Origin of the sequence: Pectobacterium parvum (genome assembly GCF_020971565.1) — a bacterium.
Taxonomy (GTDB): domain Bacteria; phylum Pseudomonadota; class Gammaproteobacteria; order Enterobacterales; family Enterobacteriaceae; genus Pectobacterium; species Pectobacterium polare.
Genome location: NZ_CP087392.1, coordinates 1,040,082 through 1,061,641 on the forward strand (window position 1 = coordinate 1,040,082; position 21,560 = coordinate 1,061,641).

The 21,560-nt window shown below is 44.8% G+C and carries 26 protein-coding genes and 1 pseudogene; 18 read left to right on the top strand and 9 right to left on the bottom strand.

Going from position 1 to position 21,560, the window contains the following annotated elements:
* Positions 1 to 118 precede the first annotated feature (118 nt).
* The 6 genes from yjfP (at position 119) to LOZ86_RS04665 (ending at position 2,989) form a co-directional block, all read left to right on the top strand.
* Positions 119 to 871, top strand: coding sequence for an esterase (gene yjfP / locus LOZ86_RS04640; RefSeq protein ID WP_230242902.1), 753 nt, complete (start codon positions 119 to 121; stop codon positions 869 to 871).
* 181 nt (positions 872 to 1,052) lie between these two features.
* Entirely contained in the window at positions 1,053 to 1,445 is a 393-nt protein-coding gene (rpsF, locus tag LOZ86_RS04645; RefSeq protein WP_005974793.1) for a 30S ribosomal protein S6, read from the top strand.
* Positions 1,446 to 1,450: 5 nt separating this feature from the next.
* The gene (priB, locus tag LOZ86_RS04650) at positions 1,451 to 1,771 is read left to right on the top strand and encodes a primosomal replication protein N (protein WP_015841576.1); all 321 of its coding nucleotides are present in this window, start codon (positions 1,451 to 1,453) and stop codon (positions 1,769 to 1,771) included.
* A 4-nt stretch (positions 1,772 to 1,775) separates the two neighbouring features.
* Positions 1,776 to 2,003, top strand: coding sequence for a 30S ribosomal protein S18 (rpsR, locus tag LOZ86_RS04655; protein WP_005974788.1), 228 nt, complete (start codon positions 1,776 to 1,778; stop codon positions 2,001 to 2,003).
* A gap of 41 nt (positions 2,004 to 2,044) precedes the next feature.
* Positions 2,045 to 2,497: a 50S ribosomal protein L9 gene (gene rplI / locus LOZ86_RS04660; RefSeq protein WP_039486279.1), complete on the top strand. Its 453-nt coding sequence runs from the start codon at positions 2,045 to 2,047 to the stop codon at positions 2,495 to 2,497.
* Positions 2,498 to 2,626: 129 nt separating this feature from the next.
* Positions 2,627 to 2,989 (top strand): DUF488 domain-containing protein, encoded by a 363-nt coding sequence (locus LOZ86_RS04665; protein ID WP_039486277.1) that lies wholly within the window; start codon positions 2,627 to 2,629, stop codon positions 2,987 to 2,989.
* Here the strand turns inward: LOZ86_RS04665 and LOZ86_RS04670 are convergent.
* Positions 2,986 to 3,699 (bottom strand): LysM-like peptidoglycan-binding domain-containing protein, encoded by a 714-nt coding sequence (locus tag LOZ86_RS04670; RefSeq protein WP_039486275.1) that lies wholly within the window; start codon positions 3,697 to 3,699, stop codon positions 2,986 to 2,988. The two genes, LOZ86_RS04665 and LOZ86_RS04670, sit on opposite strands and share 4 nt — an antisense overlap.
* Before the next feature lie 254 nt (positions 3,700 to 3,953).
* A complete protein-coding gene (locus LOZ86_RS21330; RefSeq protein WP_258210326.1) occupies positions 3,954 to 4,088 on the bottom strand; it encodes a hypothetical protein in 135 nt (44 codons plus the stop codon).
* A gap of 2 nt (positions 4,089 to 4,090) precedes the next feature.
* Between LOZ86_RS21330 and bamJ the strand changes: the two genes are divergently transcribed.
* A complete protein-coding gene (bamJ, locus tag LOZ86_RS04675; RefSeq protein WP_010279036.1) occupies positions 4,091 to 4,711 on the top strand; it encodes a BamJ family beta-barrel-assembly machinery protein in 621 nt (206 codons plus the stop codon).
* Positions 4,712 to 4,801: 90 nt separating this feature from the next.
* Here bamJ and ytfE read toward each other — a convergent pair whose 3' ends face one another.
* The 5 genes from ytfE to LOZ86_RS04700 all read right to left on the bottom strand — a co-directional run bounded on the left by ytfE (position 4,802) and on the right by LOZ86_RS04700 (position 10,666).
* Entirely contained in the window at positions 4,802 to 5,467 is a 666-nt protein-coding gene (gene ytfE / locus LOZ86_RS04680; protein ID WP_010279034.1) for an iron-sulfur cluster repair protein YtfE, read from the bottom strand.
* 345 nt (positions 5,468 to 5,812) lie between these two features.
* Entirely contained in the window at positions 5,813 to 7,480 is a 1,668-nt protein-coding gene (ipdC, locus tag LOZ86_RS04685; RefSeq protein ID WP_230242904.1) for an indolepyruvate decarboxylase, read from the bottom strand.
* A 271-nt stretch (positions 7,481 to 7,751) separates the two neighbouring features.
* Positions 7,752 to 8,933: an MFS transporter gene (locus tag LOZ86_RS04690; protein ID WP_072037844.1), complete on the bottom strand. Its 1,182-nt coding sequence runs from the start codon at positions 8,931 to 8,933 to the stop codon at positions 7,752 to 7,754.
* Between the two features lies 1 nt (position 8,934).
* Positions 8,935 to 9,945: a hypothetical protein gene (locus LOZ86_RS04695; RefSeq protein WP_039513273.1), complete on the bottom strand. Its 1,011-nt coding sequence runs from the start codon at positions 9,943 to 9,945 to the stop codon at positions 8,935 to 8,937.
* Positions 9,946 to 9,949: 4 nt separating this feature from the next.
* Positions 9,950 to 10,666, bottom strand: a complete 717-nt coding sequence (locus LOZ86_RS04700) for a DUF6065 family protein (RefSeq protein ID WP_111778470.1) — start codon at positions 10,664 to 10,666, stop codon at positions 9,950 to 9,952.
* Between the two features lie 444 nt (positions 10,667 to 11,110).
* On the opposite strand from LOZ86_RS04700, the gene aepX reads away from it, so the two are divergent.
* The 10 genes and pseudogenes from aepX to LOZ86_RS04745 all read left to right on the top strand — a co-directional run bounded on the left by aepX (position 11,111) and on the right by LOZ86_RS04745 (position 18,155).
* Positions 11,111 to 11,977: a phosphoenolpyruvate mutase gene (gene aepX / locus LOZ86_RS04705; RefSeq protein WP_039513268.1), complete on the top strand. Its 867-nt coding sequence runs from the start codon at positions 11,111 to 11,113 to the stop codon at positions 11,975 to 11,977.
* Positions 11,978 to 11,996: 19 nt separating this feature from the next.
* A complete protein-coding gene (locus LOZ86_RS04710) occupies positions 11,997 to 12,725 on the top strand; it encodes a PHP domain-containing protein (RefSeq protein ID WP_052237778.1) in 729 nt (242 codons plus the stop codon).
* 8 nt (positions 12,726 to 12,733) lie between these two features.
* Complete coding sequence (locus tag LOZ86_RS04715) at positions 12,734 to 13,309, top strand: cupin domain-containing protein (RefSeq protein ID WP_039513266.1); 576 nt, start codon at positions 12,734 to 12,736, stop codon at positions 13,307 to 13,309.
* The gene (locus tag LOZ86_RS04720) at positions 13,302 to 14,129 is read left to right on the top strand and encodes an isopentenyl phosphate kinase (RefSeq protein ID WP_111778469.1); all 828 of its coding nucleotides are present in this window, start codon (positions 13,302 to 13,304) and stop codon (positions 14,127 to 14,129) included. The genes LOZ86_RS04715 and LOZ86_RS04720 overlap by 8 nt, the downstream gene beginning before the upstream one ends.
* A gap of 3 nt (positions 14,130 to 14,132) precedes the next feature.
* Positions 14,133 to 14,762, top strand: a complete 630-nt coding sequence (locus LOZ86_RS04725; RefSeq protein WP_039513262.1) for a dTMP kinase — start codon at positions 14,133 to 14,135, stop codon at positions 14,760 to 14,762.
* Entirely contained in the window at positions 14,759 to 15,631 is an 873-nt protein-coding gene (locus LOZ86_RS04730; RefSeq protein ID WP_039513261.1) for an NAD(P)-dependent oxidoreductase, read from the top strand. The genes LOZ86_RS04725 and LOZ86_RS04730 overlap by 4 nt, the downstream gene beginning before the upstream one ends.
* Positions 15,631 to 16,368 (top strand): annotated as a pseudogene (locus LOZ86_RS04735) (beta/alpha barrel domain-containing protein); the annotation flags it as partial. The gene LOZ86_RS04730 and the pseudogene LOZ86_RS04735, both read left to right, overlap by 1 nt.
* On the top strand, positions 16,354 to 16,761 hold the full coding sequence (locus tag LOZ86_RS21480) for a homocitrate synthase/isopropylmalate synthase family protein (protein ID WP_431191635.1): 408 nt from the start codon (positions 16,354 to 16,356) through the stop codon (positions 16,759 to 16,761). The pseudogene LOZ86_RS04735 and the gene LOZ86_RS21480, both read left to right, overlap by 15 nt.
* A 65-nt stretch (positions 16,762 to 16,826) precedes the next feature.
* Entirely contained in the window at positions 16,827 to 17,336 is a 510-nt protein-coding gene (locus LOZ86_RS04740) for a cupin domain-containing protein (RefSeq protein WP_146754365.1), read from the top strand.
* A 396-nt stretch (positions 17,337 to 17,732) separates the two neighbouring features.
* A complete protein-coding gene (locus LOZ86_RS04745; protein ID WP_039513252.1) occupies positions 17,733 to 18,155 on the top strand; it encodes a DUF2502 domain-containing protein in 423 nt (140 codons plus the stop codon).
* Between the two features lie 52 nt (positions 18,156 to 18,207).
* Here LOZ86_RS04745 and LOZ86_RS04750 read toward each other — a convergent pair whose 3' ends face one another.
* Positions 18,208 to 18,762: a flavodoxin family protein gene (locus LOZ86_RS04750; RefSeq protein ID WP_039513251.1), complete on the bottom strand. Its 555-nt coding sequence runs from the start codon at positions 18,760 to 18,762 to the stop codon at positions 18,208 to 18,210.
* 316 nt (positions 18,763 to 19,078) lie between these two features.
* Here LOZ86_RS04750 and LOZ86_RS04755 point away from each other — a divergent pair, with 316 nt between their 5' ends.
* The gene (locus LOZ86_RS04755; RefSeq protein WP_039486265.1) at positions 19,079 to 19,462 is read left to right on the top strand and encodes a winged helix-turn-helix transcriptional regulator; all 384 of its coding nucleotides are present in this window, start codon (positions 19,079 to 19,081) and stop codon (positions 19,460 to 19,462) included.
* Positions 19,463 to 19,520: 58 nt separating this feature from the next.
* Here the strand turns inward: LOZ86_RS04755 and LOZ86_RS04760 are convergent, their stop codons facing one another.
* The gene (locus tag LOZ86_RS04760; protein WP_230242905.1) at positions 19,521 to 21,473 is read right to left on the bottom strand and encodes a bifunctional 2',3'-cyclic-nucleotide 2'-phosphodiesterase/3'-nucleotidase; all 1,953 of its coding nucleotides are present in this window, start codon (positions 21,471 to 21,473) and stop codon (positions 19,521 to 19,523) included.
* Positions 21,474 to 21,560: the final 87 nt, after the last annotated feature.

Genomic DNA, 21,560 nt, shown 5'->3' on the forward strand with positions numbered 1-21,560 from the left:
GACGACACGGAGATAAGAAATGGCTGTGAGTGGGGTTATCGTAAAAGGTCGTCCCCTTTCTGCTAAATACGATTTCGCTACATAAAAATAGGCTGACAGAACGGAAAACGAGGGAAATATGGTCGAAATGTCACTGGATAAACTCGGTAGCGGTATTGAAACGATTCACGCGGTACCTGCGGGAAAGCGAGAACAGCCCCTGCCGACGATTTTCTTCTTTCATGGTTACACGTCATCAAAAGAGGTGTATTCGTATTTTGGCTATGCGTTGGCTCAGGCTGGATTTCGGGTGATTTTGGCCGATGCGGCCATGCACGGTGCGCGCTATAACGGTGATGAAGCGCATCGATTGCGCCATTTCTGGGATATTCTGCAATCGAATATTGAAGAACTCCCCGGCTATGTGGCGGAATATCGGCAGCGTGGCCTGATTGATGGCGAGCGGATTGGCGTTTGCGGCGCGTCGCTTGGTGGAATGAGTGCGCTTGGGTGTATGGCGCGTTATCCGTGGATTACTGTGGTGGCGGCGTTTATTGGATCGGGCTATTTCTCTACGCTATCGTCCGCGCTGTTTCCTCCGGTTCCGGCCGATAGTGAGGAAAATCAAGCGGTGTTGCAGACGTTAGCGAGCAAATTGGCTGATTATGATGTCACCACACGTCTGGACGCGTTATCTAATCGTCCGCTGCTGGTGTGGCACGGTGAAGCGGATGATGTCGTGCCGGCTGCAGAAAGCGTCCGTCTCTATCAGGCATTACAGGCGCGCGATAAGCTGGCTAATCTGACGTATTTGACCGAGCCGGGCGTGGGGCATCGCATTACGCCAACGGCGCTGCAGGCGGGTGCTGATTTCTTCCGGCGGACGCTGTAATCCTGCCCCGATGGCTTAAATATTGCCATGCAGAAAACTCCTGTGTTTCTTCCTTGTGTTCTTTAATGTCGGGCACTATAATTACGCGTCATTTTTTCAGCCGCACACACACACGTTCCTTGCCTCCACGGGCCGCGGTTGACCCAGACAGGAGGCTGAATAATCCGTAAGGAGCAATTCGATGCGTCATTACGAAATCGTATTTATGGTTCATCCTGACCAGAGCGAACAGGTTCCGGGCATGATCGAGCGCTACACTGCCACTATCACTGGTGCGCAGGGCACGATCCACCGTCTGGAAGACTGGGGCCGCCGTCAACTGGCTTACCCGATCAACAAACTGCACAAGGCACACTACGTTCTGCTGAACGTTGAAGCGCCGCAGGAAGCGATCGATGAGCTGGAAACAAACTTCCGCTTTAACGATGCCGTTATCCGCAGCATGGTTATGCGCGTTAAGCACGCGGTAACTGAAGCATCTCCAATGGTGAAAGCGAAAGACGAACGCCGTGAGCGTCGTGAAGATTTCGCTGAAGCTGGCGATGATGTGGATGCAGGGGATTCTGAAGAGTAATTGTTGTGGTGACGGTGAATCGTCTGGTGTTGTCCGGCACAGTGTGCAAGACGCCCATTCGTAAAGTCAGCCCGTCAGGCATTCCTCACTGTCAGTTTGTGCTTGAGCACCGCTCGACACAGGAGGAAGCCGGATTGAGTCGGCAAGCATGGTGTCGTATGCCCGTGATTGTCAGCGGACTCTCGTCACAAGCAGTTACCCACAGTATAACGGTCGGCACGCAACTTACCGTGCACGGGTTCATTAGCTGCCATCAAGGGCGCAATGGCTTGAGCAAGATAGTGTTACATGCCGAGCAGATTGAATTGATAGATTCTGGAGACTAGCCACATGGCACGTTATTTCCGTCGTCGCAAATTCTGCCGTTTCACCGCGGAAGGCGTTGTAGAGATTGATTATAAAGATATCGCTACGCTGAAAAACTATATCACTGAAAGCGGCAAGATTGTTCCGAGCCGTATCACCGGTACTCGTGCAAAATACCAGCGTCAGCTGGCCCGCGCTATCAAGCGTGCGCGTTACTTGTCTTTGTTGCCGTACACTGACCGTCATCAGTAATCGGCCACTGTCCATTAACGAGACTTTGAGAGGATAAAGTAATGCAAGTTATTCTGCTTGATAAAGTAGCAAACCTGGGCAGCCTGGGTGATCAGGTAAACGTTAAAGCGGGCTATGCTCGTAACTTCTTGGTTCCACAGGGCAAAGCTGTCCCGGCAACCAAGAAAAACGTTGAGTTCTTCGAAGCACGCCGTGCTGAACTGGAAGCCAAACTGGCTGACGTTCTGGCTGCTGCTGAAGCTCGCGCTGCTAAGATCAAAGAACTGGGTAGCGTTACCATCGCGTCTAAAGCAGGCGACGAAGGTAAACTGTTCGGTTCCATCGGTACTCGCGATATCGCTGATGCGGTAACGGCTGCCGGTGTTGACATTGCTAAGAGCGAAGTTCGCCTGCCGAACGGCGTTCTGCGTACTGTGGGTGAGCACGAAGTGAGCTTCCAGGTACACAGCGATGTCTTTGCTGAACTGAATGTCGTTGTTGTTGCTGGAGCGTAATTCACGTTTATCGTTGAATTAACACTTTAGTTAACATGTGAAACGCTGGCCTAGTGCCAGCGTTTTGCATTTTAGGGATCGGGAAATGACCTATCATTACCTATACCTAAAAAGCAGGCCGGAGGCCGCATGTCTGACTTGATTCATCTCACCCGCGTTTATGACGCGCACGCGCCTTTCTCTTCCCCCACTTTTCTGATTGACCGTCTGTGGCCGCGCGGCATCAGCAAAGCGCGTCTTGAGGGCGTTGAGTGGTTTAAAGACATCGCGCCGAGCAGCGAGTTGCGGAAATGGTTTCACGCTGAGCCTGAACGCTGGGCGGAATTTGTGGATTATTATCGTAATGAGTTAGCGCAGGGCTCGGCGTGCGGCAGGCTGCTGGCGTTACTTGAGCAGAAGCAGGCAATCACGCTGCTTTATGGCAGTAAAGACGCGCAGCACAACCATGCTATTGTCCTGCGCGATTTTCTATTGGAACGGCTGGCTCGTTAGCGAGTACGAGTAAAAGCACCGTCTGCACCGCGGGTGAACCGAATCGTCTGGTTCGCCGTGGTTTCGATCTCCAGCTCGGCGACCATACCTTGTGCATTCAGCTGTAATTTGACTGCCTGACCCGCCCGTAAATTGCTGAGCGGCTTATCCCGGCCTTCCACCTGAGCCATCGCGAACACATCGCTGACGGGCAGATTGTTATCGCGAAAGAGCTGGGCCAGCGTTTGCCCTGAGGCGATCTCATACTGTCGCCACGGTGCTGATGACTGTGCCGGAGGCTCGGTAGCCGCAGGCTGCTGCTGGGGTATGGAAGGCTGGTTTTCAATAATCACGGCCTGCATCGCCGCCTGATTATCTGCCTGCGTAAGAGGGACGGGTGTGGTACGGGCAGGCTGCGGATGTTGGACGCTGTAAGGCCAGAGCAACACGACGAGCAGCAGTGCGATAGCGATTAAAATCCAGCGACGATGGAGGAACGGCAATGGTTCCATCCAATGATAGCCGTCGGGCAGATGCCAGATTTTCTGTAGCATGGCACCAAGACGCTCTCGCAGGGAAGGAGCGGGCAGCTGTTCCTGCTCTTCGCGTTCCCCGTCGTTTTCTACGGCTACAGCATGTGAGGGCTGCCGCTGGATGATTCGCTGGCAGAAGCGTACTAGCGTTTGATAATCCCAGGTGGTTTTCCGCTTCCTGGGCGCAATTCTGCCCATGGTGACCTCTCTTACTACGGTTTAATATAAAAACAGTTCAGTATAAAAACAGCATCATATAAAAATGATGTCATTAACAACGCTATGCCCGTAACTAAAACGATGTCGGTAACTAAGCTATCTCACTAGCCAGACGGCGTCGGCATAAAAACAGTATCAGGATGCTAACGCAATCCAGTATACCGATAACCCGCATGGGCTGACCAGTTAACGCGTTGATGATTAAGGCAACCCGTGCGATAGAAACATCAGAACTACCAGTATAGGCCAGCTTCCCGGAATGGCTTGGCTGGCGTGCGGTTAACGTGATTACCTGCACGCAGGATTTTACCCCAATCCCCGTCGCTGTTATGCTGCGCTTTCAGTTTTTTACAGATTAAAAGGAACATCCATGACAACTCCTTCTTTTGATAGCGTCGAAGCGCAGGCAAGTTACGGCATCGGCTTACAGGTTGGTCAACAGTTACAGGAATCAGGTCTTGAAGGTCTGATCCCAGAAGCTCTGCTTGCTGGTTTACGTGACGCGCTGGAAGGTAATGCGCCTGCGGTGCCTGTGGATGTGGTTCATCGTGCGCTGCGTGAAATTCATGAGCGTGCTGATGCGGTACGTCGCGATCGCCAACAGGTGCTGGCGGTAGAAGGTCAGCAATTCCTGGCCGAAAACGCGCAGAAAGAAGGCGTGAACAGCACGGAATCTGGTCTGCAATTCCGTGTGTTGACTCAGGGTGAAGGTTCGATTCCTGCTCGTCAGGATCGCGTACGTGTGCATTACACCGGCCGTCTGATTGACGGCAGCGTGTTCGACAGCTCCGTCCAGCGTGGTCAACCTGCTGAATTCCCGGTAAGCGGCGTGATTCCAGGCTGGATTGAAGCGTTGACGCTGATGCCAGTCGGTTCCAAGTGGGAACTCTATATTCCGCACAATCTGGCGTATGGCGAACGTGGTGCAGGTGCGTCCATTCCACCATTCAGCGCGCTGATTTTTGAAGTGGAACTGCTGGAAATTCTGTAATCTCCAGACAAAAAGAAAGGCGCTCACTGAGCGCCTTTGTTATTTTTACGGAATGGTTTTTACTGACTTTCTTTTTTTATTGAAACGACATTACTCACCGCGCAGCGCGCGTGGGAACAGCAAATTGTTTTCCAGATGGATGTGTTCCATCAGATCGGTAATGAACTCGTTGATACCAGAGTACAGCGCACGCCAGGTGTTGCAGGCCCCTTCTGGCGGTACAACGCCATTGGTCAGCTCTTTGACCACTTCCACATCACGTCCAGCGTCATCGTGTTCATGCTCCATCACGGAAATCGGTGCGGCAGCATTCGCGCCCATTCCCTGACTGATCATTGGGAAGAGGATACGTTCTTCTTTCATCATATGCTGAGACAGTTCGTTATAAATGGCAGTCAGCTGGTTTGCGAGGCCGTGCGGGCAGTCGGCTTTATCGTGATGGACACGCTCGACTTTTTCCGCCATCAGAATCAGCTCTGGCAGTTGTTCACGGTGGCGATCGTGAAAGCGAGGGATGATGTACGCGATAATGTCAGCCAGCGGTGCTTCACGCCAGTCCCGCGCATCAGAAGGCTGCGCTGCCAGTTTTTCTAGCTGTGCTTCCAGCTCGTCGATATTGAGATCTTTTTTGCCAGCCGCGCGGCTGAGCGTTTGCTTTCCGCCGCAGCAGAAATCCAGATTGAGTTCACGAAAGAGTTTGGTCGCGCGCGGAATAGCGATAGCCAACTCACCCAGGGATTGATCGCGGTATGCCATGATGTTGCCTCTCAACGAATGCAGTTTATAAATTGCATTTTAAATACATCTTTAATCGTTGAATATACCGCTTACGAGGTAGGCGGTAAAAAGAATACCGAGGTTGCTGACAAAGCCCGTATGGCGGTAGTAACGGATAGATCGTAAAGACGCTGTGAATACATCCCTGTACGCTCGGATTGCGCAGATATGAATCTCATCCATGAGATTCACCCTTTCAGGGCCGTCGCAAGCGACGTTCAAAAGCGTTCCTGACGCTTTTGTCCCTGGCGCAAACGCTTTACTCTTCTACTCCGTTACTCCCGTTCTCGTTCAATAAATAGGTTCGTCGACAGTCTGACCGTGCTACTGCACGGTATTGCGGGTCTCAAGCGACTGCGTGATGGTGTGTAAAAGCGCGGGAATATCCATTCTCGGCAATACCACTTCAATGAGCGACAAACGCGACACGGCGTTCACCTGCTCAAGCACCTGTGCGAGTGCGGCCGGTGAACATACTTGTTCGCAGAGTATCTCGTCTTCATTCGCCCCTAGCGCGGCAGGAAGCTGTGTCCAGTTCCAGGCGGCAATGTCGTTGTAGCGCTGTTCGGGGCCGTGAATCGCGCGTTCAACGGTGTAGCCTTCGTTATTCAGCACCACAATGACCATATTCAAGCGATCCCGAATGATCGAGCCCAGTTCCTGCACGGTGAGCTGAAGTGAGCCGTCGCCGATCAACAGCACCACGCGTCGTTCCGGTTCGGCAATCTGTGCGCCGAATGCGGCGGGCAGAGAATAGCCTATCGACCCCCATAGTGGTTGGACGATGAAATGGCAGCCCGCTGGTAACCGGAGCGTGGCGGCCCCAAAACAGGAAGTGCCTTGGTCAGTCACGAGAATATCGCCAGAGCGGAGGAAACGCTGCATCTGTTGCCAAAACTCTCGCTGATTGAGTATGTCTGTGTGCTCTGACTGCGGTAAGGCCGGAGGCGTAATGGTGCGGTGATCCCAACGGGGTGAGAGCATCGCGGTGATGTTTTCCAGCGCGGTGATGGCGTCTGACATCGGAACAGCAGGGAAAACTTGACCTCCAACACGCGCCAGCGTTGGCTGGATATCGATGTTTTTTTCGCTGGAAATCTGGTGGCTGAAGCCAGCGGTAATCGTATCGGTATAACGCACGCCAATGCTGATGATGACATCCGCGTCTTCGATGTGTGCTCGGATCGCTTCGTGACTGCCGCCACCCGCGTAGGTGCCGGTAAAACTGCGATGCTGTTCGTTTAGCGTGCCTTTCCCCATCAGCAAGGTGGCGTGGGGGAGCGGGGTTTTATCGAGCCAGTGTTGGATTTGCCCTGCAACACCAACGCGCTGAGCCAGAAAGTCAGCCAGCAAGGAGACTGATCTTGCCTCGCTGAGCATCGTGGTGGCGGCTGTGGTAAAAGCTTGTAGCGATTCATCAGAGCGTAATGGTTCAGGGATAACGAGCGAATACGGTCGTGTTCCAGCCGGTGCCGCCGCCACGTCTAAGGGCAGAAACAGGTATACCGGCTTGTGCTGCGCAAGCGCTTCTCCAATAACCCTGTCGATCTCCGTGGTAGCGTTCTCGACGGTGAGGCTGGCTTGCGCAACGGTAACTTCTGCTGCCATGCGGGAAAAGTGGCTAAAGTCGCCGTCGCCTAATGTGTGATGGAGTAATTCGCCGTTGTGTTGTGACGCGAGACTGGGCACAGCGGCAATGTGAATGACGGGCAGGCATTCCGCGTAGCTGCCTGCAATACCGTTAATCGCACTGAGTTCGCCCACGCCGAAGGTGGTGAGCAAGGCCGCTGCTGGCCGGCATCGCGCATAGCCATCGGCGGCGTAAGCGGCGTTTAATTCGTTCGCACAGCCCACCCAGGCGATCTCCGGGTGCCTGATGACATGATCGAGAAAATGCAGGTTGTAATCGCCCGGCACCCCGAAGAGATGCTGAATACCAATCTGTGTCAGACGATCCAATAAGTAATCTCCTACCGTATAGTTTTCGCCCATTGCTTATTCCCTCTAGAAATGATGGATATTCTGAGAGTAAGTATTAACCTTTATATAAATATTTCTAATATTTATTCCCTATGGCTAAGTATTTTTCTGCATCTTTCATCGTTGAAGGTCTTTTTAATGTTTAATGAATTAATAGGGTGCTGATGAATAGCGTGCATCTGCGTTAGCGAAACGTTAAGAACGGTAAAATCAGGAAAAAGCGCAAAGACATCAGAGTTTAGCGCTTTTTATGCTAATAAACTTTTTTAGCCGGATAGATAAATCAGTTGTTATTCGCTCTGGAATTTAGAACATTTAAAAACAAAGGGATTAAAAATATCAGCATCCATAAAGAAGAAGATATTAATGAATAAAAAGAGTTTTTAGTCGTATCAGCCAAATAGCCTGCAAGAGGAATACTGATAACCATTGATAACTTAAACATTGCGCTAGTTAGTCCGGTTATTTTACCCAGAATTTCCTTGGGTATTAATAGCTGTCGCATTGTCCATACGCATATAACTAAAATAGATGAGAAAAACCCTTCACCGAATGATGCGAAGTAAAATGAAAATTTGTTGTGGAAAAAAAATAAAGGCGTTGGTATGAAAATTAGTGCAACACCGCAAAAAAAGATAAGGTTACTAGTATTAAATTTATCAATTAACTTTGAAGATATAAACCCAGAGAGTATGGCGCCAATGCCTGACGCGACTAAAATATACGGACTTTCACTCGTGGTAAATACCCCCGACTCTTGAGAGTAAAACATAATGTAAAGAGAAAATACGCCCACAAATGCGTTATTACCCATCATGGCGAATATATAGCAAACGAAATTTTTATTGGATTTTAAAATCGATACCGCCTGTAAAAAATTTGTATTTTTTACCTCCCGATTTAGTGTGTCTGTTGAGTTAAGAGATAAAAGATACAAAAAAGATGAAATAAAGAAACAAAAACTTAACAAATATAACCCAAATGAAGGGTTGATTAATGAAAGCATTAATGATGCAATAATTGGGGAAATCAATAACGACAAGTTTTCAATTATCAATAAAAAAGAATTAGCATTTTTTAATTTTGATTTTTCTATCATTAATGGTAGGACTGTTACTCTTAAATTATTCAGGAGGTAGCCGGAAATTGATAAAAAAAATAAAAAACAAATGGTGGCTAACATATTGTAATATAATGATAAAGCTCCATAAATAAAAGTTACTATAGACGATGATATTGACACGAAGAACCCTAAGGCTTTTTTATTTGAACTGTCGATTATGCTTCCTATATAAAAACCGAGAATAACAGGTCCTATGTAAGCTAAGGCTCGAGTAATGGAAGCTATCAGATCTCCATTTCCTTTCATTAATAAAAGTAAAGGTATAAAAATAAATATTATTTGCGAGGAAAAAGTTTCTAACCCGAAAGAAGTTAAAAGTCCTGATATTTTTAATTTATTCATGTTAAAATCCGGTGGTGTTTAAAGAGATGCTTTTGTAGAAAGCATTTAACCAATTATTGAAGTTATCGTTCAAATCGGAAATTTCCTTTAAAGGGGAAAATACCTTATGCATACTTGAAAGGCAGAGGCACAAAGAACGTAGCTCAAATGTGAGTGAAGATTTTTTGATTAGGCTGTCTACATCCGTGATGCAAGATGTGATTTCAGACTGTTTGAATAAACAAGCAGTATCAAGAAGCAAACGCAATCTTTTTTCTCCAGATAAAACTCCTTGATATAATCTGACTAAATTGAAATAAATAAGGCTTGGTAAATTACTGCGGTTAAATCCAGTTTCAGGCCATCTCTCAGTATTATTGAAAATAGTTTCGTAATCAGATTTATCAATATAGTTATGATGAATTTCTAGAGAAACCATTAAAAACCATTTCTCACCGCGGTATAGCCATGGAAGGTAGCAATCCCCAAAATCGATTGGTAGATCTTTAGGTAGATCGGTTTGAAGAGGTAAGGTGAGCGTGAAATCTTTCTGGGCCCAACTTTGAACGGTGAATTTTTTTTTGATTTCATCATCAACTAAAAAAATTTCAGTATCTGAAAAACCAAATGCATCAAATCCTTTTTGTTTGATATCCCTTTTAAATCTAGCAATGTTTTCTGGAGGTATATGTATATCAATATCGGTTCTCATTCCAAATGGCACAATATTAGATAAGCCTAAGCATCTAGGGAACCCCTGAAGAAAGATTGCTTGACAGTCAATGAGTTCATTATTAATAAGTGTGGTTAAGCACTCTGTTTGCTTTTTTAAGGTGAGTTCATAAAAGTGTTCAAGCGATTTCGTTTCATTGATTGATAAAAAGGATAAATATTCTAATTTATGCTCAAGTAAATAAGGGACAAGCAACTTTATATCGTTCTGGCTAATATTATCTAATGTGATTTTTTGTGATTCGCTGATTGAATCGAGAAAATATGGTAGCTGCTTGATTAAAGTGTCGCTTCTAATCATAATTTTATCTGTTCCTTACTTTTTTTCTATATGTCCCAGGTTTGCCACTGTTTCGCCGTGATGCTGTATCCTGCATTCTCGAAATGTAATCTTCAGAGAGTAAATTGGTGAAACTATCCACTTCAACTTTTTTTATTGCATTCCTGTCATGGTAACTCCTCGGGATAGTGAAAACCTGCAAAAATGGAGTGTCAGTCCGAAAAGGAACAGGAACATCAGTTTTAGTGAATTCAATATTAGTGAAGAGTGGACCTGCCCACCAATCAGTTTCAACAATACCCTCAATAATTTTATAACTGTTAGATCGATCATTATTAATTGGGCTTCGGATCCATAAACTATCTTCTGGTGCTGTATCAGCAAATAACCCTGTCCATACCTGTAAAACTCCTCTTTCCGAGAAAGCTTCCAGGAACACGGGAAGAGTATCGTGCAGTGATTTTGGAACTAAAGAACGCCATATGTCGATTGAGTCAGGTAGGAAAATTTTGTCAATTAAAATCCAGTCATCTCTGTCAATAAACTGGACAAATGTCTGAGCTCCATCCCAAAGTAGATTGAAGTCTACTGGGGGATAAATCAAAAAACCCATACTGTTCGCTGCTAAAAAGGGTTCGCAAAACTGGTGAGCCCTCGAAGAAATATTTCCGTTGATTGATGGCCCAGCTTTCACAGGCAGTGGGGCATCCGGCCAAACCTTCATAAGACGTAGATTTTTCATTATCGTCATTCTCAAATGTAGCAATGGGGGCCTGAGCCCCCATTGCTGTTACTTCAAAGTAGCATTACTTAGCTGAAGAAGCGCCGCCGCCTGCACCACGTACAACAACACCTTTACTGGTTACAGAACGAACGTTACTTGACAGTGATACTTTCATAAATGCCTCCAGTTAAACATTGAGTTAAGAAGAAAAAACGACTAAAGCACAGCCATCATTTATGAGAAATAAAAAAAACACAACGGCTTAATGGTTAAATTTATTTTATGATTATTGTTTTGTGATATTGATCGCATTTCAAAAATCAAACAATTTCATTACAAATTAAAATGGGTTAATCAATAAAAATAATGAATTAAATTATCTAGTTACGTAAATGCCTACAAGCCGTGGCGATTTGGAATCGTTAAAAAGAAACTTTTTTAACATTCCCATGAGGTTAATACATGAATAATTCTAAAATATTCCGAAAGTTACTAAACAGCGAAAGCTTGGAGCTTATCCTTGAAGCTCACAGCGGACTCTCAGCAAAAGTTGCAGAGGATGCTGGTTTCAAGGCCATTTGGGCTTCGGGTTTATCCATTTCATCAATGCTTGGGTTGAGAGATTGTAATGAAGCCTCCTGGAGTCAAATCACCTCGGTGACGGAATCGATTCATGATGCGGTCAATATCCCAGTACTTTTCGACGGAGATTCAGGCTTTGGTAACTTTAACAACGTACGTCATGTTGTAGCGCGCTTATCTCATTACGGAATTGCAGGAATATCCTTAGAAGATAAATTATTTCCTAAAATGAATTCATTCATTAAAGGGGAACATACTCTTAGCCCAACTAAAGAGTTTGAAGGGAAAATCCGCGCGGCACAGGACGCTAAGCGTAATGAAGATTTTGTTGTAATCGCCAGAACAGAATCTCTTATTGCTGGATTAGGCGTTGATGTTGCTCTTGAGCGTGCCTCAAAATATTTTGAGGCAGGAGCTGATGCTATTTTCATCCATTCTAAAGGAACTGATGGTGAGGAAATATTCGATTTTGCACATAAGTGGGATAAACGTTGCCCGCTTATAGTTGCACCAACTACTTATACCGGAGTTGAATTAGGAAAACTACAGAACGTAGGTGTATCAATTTATATTTGCGCAAATCAGTTAATGAGAGCTTCTCTGCATAATATGAAATTGGTTGCAAAGGAAATAATTGATAATCGTAGCATACATAATATTGATTCTAAGTTATCAAGTCTGAATGAAGTGTTTGAAATACTAGATTACTCAGAGTTAAGTCAAGCTGAATTAAAATATACTGTTTAATTAACTATAGGATATAGTGATGAAAATTGATACGCATGTACATTTGTTGATTAGCAAAAAGCAAATTGAGGTGGATTTTTCTTCTATCAATGCAATGCTGGATATTGCAAAAATTAGCGACATCACCGCGATATGTGTTACCGAACATATTGAGGCGATTGGATATGACAAGTTGATGAAGGATTTATTTGTTGACAACAAATTGCAAGGAACCATTTTTCAGGATCATGTCCTTACTAAACAGGGCATTAAACTGTACCCGGGTGCAGAAATTCAACTTGATAATGGTACAAATATAGGTGTTCACACTAAATTAGATACCTTGCTTAAGTTGAATCATAAAGAAGGTGCATATAATTTACCACAACTTGACCAGGCTTTACGTGAAAGCAAAAGTTGGTATAAATTGGTAGCTCACCATATTTTTTGGCCAAATAAAACTTACCCAAATCACGATGAACTTGCCAAATATGTCGATGCAATTGAAATTCCGGCAAAAGACTTAGAAAATGCTGAGAAATATATTTTCCTAGCTGAGGAATATAATTTACCTACAACTGGAGGTTCAGATGCACATACATTTATTCAGATCGGCGCATGTCACAGTGACTTAAGTGATTTCATCATTAGTGATACTCACCCATTAGATTTTGCCTTTAAAACAAACGCTAAAAATCATCATTTCTCCGATTTTAGTAAGCGTTTGGTAGCAATGTCTAAGGTTTACCGTTCTGTTGCTATGGCTTAGGATAAAAAATGAAAAATTTTGATATTTCGTTCAATAAAGAAAATATTCTGAAACTTCTTTCTGGTCGTAAAATGACCATTGAAAATATCGAAGGGTTCGCAACATCTTCTGAAGAAAAAGTTATTTTTGACAGCATGGATAGCTTACAAAAATTGTCGGATATGACAAGCATCCCATTGAGCTGTTTCTTCAACCAGGAAGCTAGTGATGACCTTGATGAAGGCGTAAAAATAGCGAGACGTAATGAGACATTCTCGCGTGAGGAAATTAGAGATGAAGTTCATTATTATACTTACCATCATCTGGTGACGACTAAAGCTGATCCGGGTCTGATGGCACTTAGACTAGACTTACATAGCAATGAGACACAGCCGTTAAGACTAAATGGCGGGCATGCGACGAAGGAAGTTGTCTACGTAAGTAAAGGTTCGGTGAGAGTACAATGGTTAGATGATATGAAAAATTTACATGAGGAAATTTTAAATGAAGGTGATTCGATATTTATCACCCCAGATGTTCCTCATAGTTTTACTAACAATGATGTGAATCATAAGTCCGAGATAATCGCAATTAATTATGAATAATATGAAACTTGAATGCATTCATAATGAACGCAGTCAATTTTTTATCGTCAAAATCGGTGGGAGCATTTCCACCAATAAAGATGGTGAATATGAATTGAACTACGAAAATATTGAAAAAATAGCTGAGGTTATTCACAAAGAAAAATCATGGGAACACTGTAATTTAATTCTTGTTTTTGGCGGAGGATCATTCGGAAATCTTGCTCCTAAGGAATACAATTTAGAATGTAGATCATTAAATTTCAATAATGAGAACCTTTCTAAAATGACCACAATCATGTTTTCTATGTTAAGTGAAATTACCGCTATTCTGATAAAAAATAAAGTTCCTGTCTATCCTTTTCAGTGTTCTGCTTTAGTTAATCAGTTAAGCAGTGGTGAATGGGATTTGCAGGTTGACTCTATGTTTTCAGCTCTTAACCAAGGTTTAATTCCTGTTATTTCAGGTGATTTAGTATTCAAAAATGATGGGGGTTTTAGAATTTTCTCAAGTGACAATGTTCCTGGGCTTATTGCAAAAAAATCCATGGTGGAGCATGTTCTCTATTACTCTGATGTAGACGGATTTTATGTTGATTCCTCAACTAATAATGTTGAGGAAAATATTAAGAGAAATGAAATTGACAGTTATATGCATTTAGCCGGCCCTTCATCTAGACAGGATGTAACTGGGGGGATGAGAAATAAATTATTGCAGATAAAAAAACTTCTTGATTTGAATGTGTCTGCAGAATTGCTCTCTTTTAATAAATTTTCAGATCTGTCTTCATCTCTTAATAAAAAGATAAGACACGGTACTTACTTTGAACCAGGGGAGTAAATTTTGATAATTACACTGGCTGGCACCGATGGTGCTGGAAAATCCACTCAGGCTAAGCTTATAAAAAATTGGCTAAAAGAACGAGGTTTTGACGTTCTGATATTAGATAAATGGAGTATCCTAGATTCAAATCAGCATCCCGAATGTCGTTTTATTCATTCAAGCTTAGATGAATTAAGGCATTGTATATCTGAAATGAAGAATCAAAGTAGGACGCTTTTTCTATTTTGGTCGATTTTCCAAAGCATGGAAAATTTGAGACTCAATGTCTCTGAAAAAACAATTTTCATTTTAGACGGATATTGGATTAAACATGCGGCTTCGGAAATAATTTACGGTAATTCGGAAGATTGGATTCTTTCTATTGCTTCTGAATTTCCTGATTCTGATGTCGTTTTTTATTTCGATATCCCGATTGCCGAAACAGCACACAGAAAGGATGATTTTACACCCTATGAATGCGGAAGGAACATTGATTTTACAAAACAGGATTTTGTTTTACATCAGAACTCGTTGAAAAAACTTATGGATGCATGGTGTGGGAAATTCAATTGGACAGCTATTGATGCTGGATTGGATAAAAACCAAGTGTTTAACTGCATAATTGAGCACATCAAAAGGGTACTTCCATGAGGAAAATTGGCTTTATTGGTTTAGGGCGTATGGGGCAAGCTATTTGTCATAAATTGTTGGAAGCAGGAAATACCGTTTATGTCAATAATCGCACGTACAGTAAATGTGTTGATTTGGTTTCAATTGGGGCTATTTGGTGTGAATCACCTGCAGAGATTTTTAGGCGAACGGATACTGTTATGTTATGCCTTTCTGATGAAAAAATAACTGAGTCACTATTAGCTGAAAATGAAAGTGGTGTTATAAAATACATCAAGCAAGGCAGCATGATCATTGATACTGGAACAATATCTCCTGCGAGTGCCGAACGGAATGTAAACGTATGTGAGGCAATCAATGTATCATATATATCATGTCCTGTATCGGGAGGGATTGAAGGTGCAAATTCTGGAACTCTGGCTTCGATCATATCGTCGCCTGAATTTCTTAAAGAAAAAATAGAGTCTGTTGTATGCAGCTTTACTGATAAAATAACTTGGGTAAATACTAGTTCCGAAGCGCAGAAACTTAAAATACTAAATAATCTTGCGGAAAGTGTAAATTTATTAGGTGCAATAGAAGTCCTGCATATAGGATTAAGACAGGGGCTTACACTTGAAAATTTAAATAGTGTATTGTCTACTTGTCGAGGTCGTTCAGCATACATGGAAGTTGCTTTAAATTTTTTGTTATCAAATCAGAAATCTTCAGATGTTTCTTTGGCCGTCAGATGTAAAGATCTATCTTTATCTAAGTCACTATTGGGTGAAGATGATGAGTATAAAATTTCTCAATTAGTTAGTGTGGTTTATGAGAGAGTAAAAAAAGATTTTGGTTCTGAGGAGGACCAATGTGAATATTTCAATTTCCTAAATAGAGAGGCAATGTAATGAATCTAAAAAATAATATCATTATTGAAGATACAACTTTACGTGATGGTGAACAAGCACCGGGGGTCGCTTTTAACTGTCAGGAGAAACTCTCTATTCTGGATTCTTTAATTGACTGTGGAGTTAAATGGATTGAAGCTGGCATTAATTAGATGGGGGGAAGCGAAAGCCGTACAATGCGAATGATGCTAGAGCGTGTAGAAGGTACAGACATCCACCTGATAGGGTGGAACAGGGGGATAAAAGCTGATATCACCCGCACATTAGATTTAGGTTTTAAACATATTCATATCGGGTTACCAACATCTTCTATCCATTTAAATGACACCTTATCAAAGAGCAGGACATGGTTAATTCAAACTGCCTGCGAATTAGTTGACTATGCGAAACAATGCGGGGCTTTTGTATCTATCAGTGCCGAAGATGTTGGCCGTTCAGAGCTGGACTTTGTTGTTGAGTATGCCGGTGCTATTCATGCTGCAGGTGCTGACAGGCTTAGGCTTTCAGATACTGTGGGTATTTTAAACCCTCAGCAATATTACCATATAGTTAAAACGTTAAATGAAAGTGTAGATATTGACACCCAATGCCATGCTCATAATGATTTTGGCTATGCCGTAGCTAATACTATCTCAGGTCTGGAAGCTGGCGCTCGTTACTTCCACACTACTGTCAATGGTATCGGTGAGCGAGCTGGTATGCCAGATATGGCTCAAACGGTAATGTCATTAAAATTCCATCATAATATTGATTTAGGTATTGATACTACTAAATTGAAATCTTTATCTGACAAGGTAGCTAAAGCCTCAAATTCATCAATTTACCCTTGGCAACCCATCGTTGGAGAAAATGTTTTTGCACATGAGTCAGGAATTCACACCAATGGAACCATAAAAAATGGTTCTTCGTTTGAACCGATCAGTCCTGAAATAGTGAATGGAACGCGTAAGATTATTATTGGTAAACATTCAGGTAAAGCATCTTTGAAGTATGCTCTAGCCGCAAGTGGTAAATATTTTGATGAAAATAAATTAGACGAGCTTCTGGGGCTTGTACGTGAAATTTCTATAATAAAGAAAGGTGAATTATCATACGAGCAAGTCTACCAAATATATGAAACTCTATCGTAGAGGTTACTTTGGATAAACTATTGATTAAATCCAGTTTGATGGGGAAAATACTTTCCACGAGAAAGATGATTGTTTCTGATATAAGCACGCATGTTCAATATGTTGGCGACTGTATTGAGATTAATAATTTAACTTCTTTTTTAGCTATCTGTAAATTAACCTGTATAAGCCCCAATGAATTTTTGTCTTCTTCAATTGACCAAAATTTTTCAAAAATAGCTCCTGTATTGATTTCACGCAGAGAACATTCTTATGAAAGAGTTAAAGGTGACGCTTCAAAAGGGGGATATCATTATCGCCACGTTTTGAAAACGAGCGTTGACCCTGACTTACTTGTTCTGAGGACAACACCTCTCAGTACCAGCGAAAATGTTACTGTTAACTCGGGTCATTTGGTCAGAGAGCTTGTTTATGTTCTAAATGGAAAAGTGGGGTTTATATGGAAGAATTTACAAGGTGATATCAGGAAGCAAGAAATGAATGAAGGGGATTCTGTTTATATTCAGTCTTTTGTTCCCCATGCATTCTACAGTATTATACTAAATTCTGAGATACTTGCAGTGGACTATCTTTAATCCTTTATAAGGCCGCATTGTGGCCTTGATTAAATCATTACTTCTAAAAAGAATTTTTATTTAAATTAAATGCTAATTAATAACATTTCTTTCGTTATTTATATTTGGACTGTGTCTCTCGGTAATTTTCTGAGAAAAAGCTGGATGTGGCCTAATTTCACTATCGAAAGATAATTTTTGGCTGTTTTTTCATACTACGTGGCAATCCGGCTGTACTCTTTTAAAAAACTAAAACATCTCCTAATTAATAGGATACTGATGAATAGCGTACATCTGCGTTAGCGAAACGTTAAGAACGGTAAAATCAGGAAAATGCGCATTTATCTGATAGTGATGCAGAGGAATTCCCCGTATATCTCTGTCAGGCCGCAGTCGCGGTGAGCAAGGAGTTACCCTATGTTTAAGCCACTCGTCATCAGTGCCCTGTTTGTGGGAATGTTTGCGGTTATGCCAGCACCAGAGGCTAAGGGTGCCAGCATTGAGCTGATGCCCAGCGTCACGTTGAATATCGGAGAGCGTGATAGGCGTGGGAATTACTGGGATGGCTATGACTGGCGCAGCGAGCGCTGGTGGCAGGAGCACCGGGGCTACCATCGTGGTGAACGTAATCGGCACGGCTATTATTGGGATGGCTGGCGCTGGCGTGATGCCCGCTGGTGGCGTGAGAGTCAGCGCGACAGACGTGATTATGACAGGCGTCGTTTCGATCCTCCTCGCTATGTTGACGATCGCGGGCCGCGTCGCGGCGAGTGGGACAGGCGCGGGCACGAGCGGGGAAATGGTTACTATCGCAATGGGCGAGGATCGTTTCGCGACTAGCTAAGTAAAAAAGCGCCGCGAAAAGCGGCGCTTGTTCGTTGGGGGATAACGTTTAGTTTGCCAGTTTCGCGGCGATCTCAGCGATACGCTGACCGTACAGCTTACCGGTTGCCAGATCGCCAGCAACCACTTCTTCTACGCTAGCGTCAGAAGGCGTCTGCGCCAGCAGACCTACTGAGCCACCGAGGTTATTCAAATCATCGCGTTTTGCCGCTTTGGCATTGGAAGGCAGTTGGTTCAGGCTGACCCAAATTCCGCCGTGCTGTGAAGCCAGCGTTTGTAGATAAATCAGGGTGACCTGCTTGTCGCCGTTGAGGCTGGCGCTGTTAGTAAAACCGCCAAATACTTTGTTGCTCCAACTGCGGGAGAACCAGGCTTTAGAGCTGGCATCTGCGAATTTCTTGAACTGCCAGGTTGGGCCGCCCATGTAGGTTGGTGTACCGAAAATAATGGCATCGGCGGCGGCGAGTTTCTCCCACTCGGCATCGCTGATATTCCCTTCCGCATCGATAGCAATCAGCTCGGCGTTAGCGCCTTCGGCTACGGCAGTCGCCAAACGCTGGGTGTGGCCGTAGCCTGAATGATAAATAACGACTGCTTTTGACATAAAAAATCCTCGTTTTTCTGTGTTTATCAATGGCTCGCAGGTGACCGATAATCGGGCGTTGCGAGTGATACGTGCTTTCTAATGGATACTAACTCTATAATGTGAGGACTATATCGGAGCCTCATGGTTCTGTTAAGACAGCACTTTTAAGTGAGTTGGTATCTTCAAGGTAACCATACCCGTCATACTTCAAGCTGCTTGTGCGTTGGCCGCCCTTACTCACCCCAGTCACTTACTTGTGTAAGCTCCTGGGGATTCGTGCGGTTGCCGCCTGCACGCAACTCGAATTATTTAGGGTACAGATGGAAACGCGATAATGAGCAAACGCTATGATGTTTATGCGCAAAACTGCCCGACCCGCATGATTTTGGATCGCGTGGGGGATAAATGGACGTTGCTGATTCTGAATATTCTGGTTGAACGACCGATGCGCTTTAATCAGTTAAAACGCGACGTGGAAGGGATTTCACAAAAGATGCTGTCGCAAACGCTGAAGAATCTGGTGCGCGACGGTTTTGTCGAACGAACCGTCTTCCCAACCATTCCGGTGACGGTGGAATATGCCTCAACGGTGATGGGAAAAACGCTGGCCAAGCCGATTGCTGAACTTACCTATTGGGCCGAGCAGAATATGGATAACGTTCTGTTATCCCAGCAGAAATTTGATGCTTTAGCAAATAGTGCGGTTGAGCCGTTGTAAAACACCCGTTCAGGCTCCTGCCGAAGCAGGAGCCTGTGGATGACATCGCTGTCAGTCTCTATTTAGCGTGTTGCAGGTCAAGGCGATAAACCGCAAAGCCCGTTTCATCACTGCCGACGGACGTCATCGGGTACTGTGCTTTCTCTTTGATAAACGCCGTGGCTTTCTCAGACGGTGACGTCTCAAAACGGATATCCAGCGGTGTATCGCTGACGATAGGTGCCAGACGCCAGTTGTTATCCGCCTGCGGCTTCACTTCTCCCGATTTTTGCGTTTCCGCGCTGATGTAAGCCGCCAGAACGGAGCGGTTTTCATCCGGCGAGGCGAAGGCCACGTACTTCTCACCCGTACCGGCAAATTTCTCACCGTAGGCGCGATAGTTATTGGTGGCGATCAGGAAGGTCGCTTTGGGATCGATCGGTTTGCCGTTAAACGTCAGCCCTTTGATACGGTGCGATTTATCGTTGATCAATGCGCACTCGCTGTCATAGCGAGCATGCTGCGTCACATCAATCTGATAATTAACACCATCGATCACGTCGAAGTTATAGGTGCGGAAGCCGTCCCAGTTGAGCAGGGATTGCGGCTCACGCTTGCTTAGATCGATTTGTTTGAACTGACCCGCAGAGCACTCCAGCCATTCTTGTACCTGCTGCCCGTTAACTTTAACCACCACCAGCGTATTCGGGTAGAGATACAGATCGGCAGCGTTACGGAAGGTGAGCTGGCCTTTTTCCACTTCGACATAGCTGGCAGGATCGTTTTTACGTCCACCGGCTTTAAACGGCGCGGCGGCGGAAAGTACCGGCAGATCGGCCAGATCGGGATCGCCCTGAATAAAGTGTTCTACATAGGCGCGCTGCGCATTGTTGACGATCTGCACGGTAGGATCGTCTTGAATCAGGGACAGGTAGCTATACATGTTGTCTGCGGATTTGCCGATCGGCTTGCTGACAAACTCGCGCGTATTCTGGTGCGCATCGGACAGCACTTTCACCAGTTTGTCGTCTTCCGCCGCCAGTGATTTCTTCTGCGCTTTGTCATAGATCGGTCTGGCTTCCGCTTTCGCCTGTTCCACCTTCCATGCGCCGCTGTCATTATTCAGCGTGAAATCGACGACACCAAGGTGGTCACCCCATTGCCCCGGCATCACCGCAGGCACGCCGTTGAGCGTTCCCTGTTTGATGTCAGCGCCCTTGATGTTCGCAAAGTCATTGCTAGGGAAAACGGCGTGCGCATGACCGAACATGATCGCGTCAACCCCAGGAATTTGGCTGAGATAATAAACAGAGTTTTCCGCCATCGCTTTATACGGCTCGGCAGAAAGGCCGGAGTGAGGGATAACAATCACTAGATCGGCACCTTGCTTACGCATTTCCGGCACCCACTTTTTGGCGCTCTCCGTGATGTCTTCTACGGTGACTTTTCCTGTCAGATTGGCTTTATCCCACACCATAACCTGCGGAGGGACGAAGCCAATATAGCCGATACGCAGGGTATGTTGTTTGCCGTCGCGATCCGTAACCGACTTATTTTCAATGTGGTAAGGCGTAAACAGCGGTTTACTTGTTTTCGCATCCAGCACGTTGGCATTCACATAAGGGAATTTCGCGCCGGACAGCGCCTTGTGCAGGTAGTCCAGACCATAGTTGAATTCGTGGTTACCGATGTTGCCGACGGAATAATCCAGCGTGTTCATCGCCTGATAAACCGGGTGCACGTCGCCCGTTTTCAGCCCTTTCGCGGCCATGTAATCGCCTAACGGGCTGCCCTGGATCAAATCGCCGTTATCCACCAGCACGCTGTTGGTGGCTTGTTCGCGTGCGGCGTGAATCAGGCTGGCGGTACGCACCAGACCAAATTTATCGGTTGGCGTATCCTTGTAGTAATCGAAATCCATCATATTGCTGTGTAGATCGGTGGTTTCCAATACCCGCAGATCAACAGTAGCGGCATGAACGGTCGTGGCGACCAGCGTAGCAAGCAGGCTGAGTGCCAGTAAATGCTTCATTGCGTAACTCCTTGTGAGGTAATTGTCGACGCGTGAGGCGATCGGGGGTGTTTTTCATATCATGATGAAGTTAAAGTGATTATCGTC

Excerpts from the sequence above, each read along its gene's own strand:
- yjfP (WP_230242902.1), top strand. The coding sequence starts at position 119 with ATGGTCGAAATGTCACTGGATAAACTCGGTAGCGGTATTGAAACGATT.
- rpsF (WP_005974793.1), top strand. The coding sequence starts at position 1,053 with ATGCGTCATTACGAAATCGTATTTATGGTTCATCCTGACCAGAGCGAA.
- rpsR (WP_005974788.1), top strand. The coding sequence starts at position 1,776 with ATGGCACGTTATTTCCGTCGTCGCAAATTCTGCCGTTTCACCGCGGAA.
- rplI (WP_039486279.1), top strand. The coding sequence starts at position 2,045 with ATGCAAGTTATTCTGCTTGATAAAGTAGCAAACCTGGGCAGCCTGGGT.
- LOZ86_RS04665 (WP_039486277.1), top strand. The coding sequence starts at position 2,627 with ATGTCTGACTTGATTCATCTCACCCGCGTTTATGACGCGCACGCGCCT.
- LOZ86_RS04670 (WP_039486275.1), bottom strand. The coding sequence starts at position 3,699 with ATGGGCAGAATTGCGCCCAGGAAGCGGAAAACCACCTGGGATTATCAA.
- LOZ86_RS21330 (WP_258210326.1), bottom strand. The coding sequence starts at position 4,088 with ATGTTCCTTTTAATCTGTAAAAAACTGAAAGCGCAGCATAACAGCGAC.
- bamJ (WP_010279036.1), top strand. The coding sequence starts at position 4,091 with ATGACAACTCCTTCTTTTGATAGCGTCGAAGCGCAGGCAAGTTACGGC.
- ytfE (WP_010279034.1), bottom strand. The coding sequence starts at position 5,467 with ATGGCATACCGCGATCAATCCCTGGGTGAGTTGGCTATCGCTATTCCG.
- ipdC (WP_230242904.1), bottom strand. The coding sequence starts at position 7,480 with ATGGGCGAAAACTATACGGTAGGAGATTACTTATTGGATCGTCTGACA.
- LOZ86_RS04690 (WP_072037844.1), bottom strand. The coding sequence starts at position 8,933 with ATGAATAAATTAAAAATATCAGGACTTTTAACTTCTTTCGGGTTAGAA.
- LOZ86_RS04695 (WP_039513273.1), bottom strand. The coding sequence starts at position 9,945 with ATGATTAGAAGCGACACTTTAATCAAGCAGCTACCATATTTTCTCGAT.
- LOZ86_RS04700 (WP_111778470.1), bottom strand. The coding sequence starts at position 10,666 with ATGAAAAATCTACGTCTTATGAAGGTTTGGCCGGATGCCCCACTGCCT.
- aepX (WP_039513268.1), top strand. The coding sequence starts at position 11,111 with ATGAATAATTCTAAAATATTCCGAAAGTTACTAAACAGCGAAAGCTTG.
- LOZ86_RS04710 (WP_052237778.1), top strand. The coding sequence starts at position 11,997 with ATGAAAATTGATACGCATGTACATTTGTTGATTAGCAAAAAGCAAATT.
- LOZ86_RS04715 (WP_039513266.1), top strand. The coding sequence starts at position 12,734 with ATGAAAAATTTTGATATTTCGTTCAATAAAGAAAATATTCTGAAACTT.
- LOZ86_RS04720 (WP_111778469.1), top strand. The coding sequence starts at position 13,302 with ATGAATAATATGAAACTTGAATGCATTCATAATGAACGCAGTCAATTT.
- LOZ86_RS04730 (WP_039513261.1), top strand. The coding sequence starts at position 14,759 with ATGAGGAAAATTGGCTTTATTGGTTTAGGGCGTATGGGGCAAGCTATT.
- LOZ86_RS21480 (WP_431191635.1), top strand. The coding sequence starts at position 16,354 with ATGTCATTAAAATTCCATCATAATATTGATTTAGGTATTGATACTACT.
- LOZ86_RS04740 (WP_146754365.1), top strand. The coding sequence starts at position 16,827 with ATGATTGTTTCTGATATAAGCACGCATGTTCAATATGTTGGCGACTGT.
- LOZ86_RS04745 (WP_039513252.1), top strand. The coding sequence starts at position 17,733 with ATGTTTAAGCCACTCGTCATCAGTGCCCTGTTTGTGGGAATGTTTGCG.
- LOZ86_RS04750 (WP_039513251.1), bottom strand. The coding sequence starts at position 18,762 with ATGTCAAAAGCAGTCGTTATTTATCATTCAGGCTACGGCCACACCCAG.
- LOZ86_RS04755 (WP_039486265.1), top strand. The coding sequence starts at position 19,079 with ATGAGCAAACGCTATGATGTTTATGCGCAAAACTGCCCGACCCGCATG.
- LOZ86_RS04760 (WP_230242905.1), bottom strand. The coding sequence starts at position 21,473 with ATGAAGCATTTACTGGCACTCAGCCTGCTTGCTACGCTGGTCGCCACG.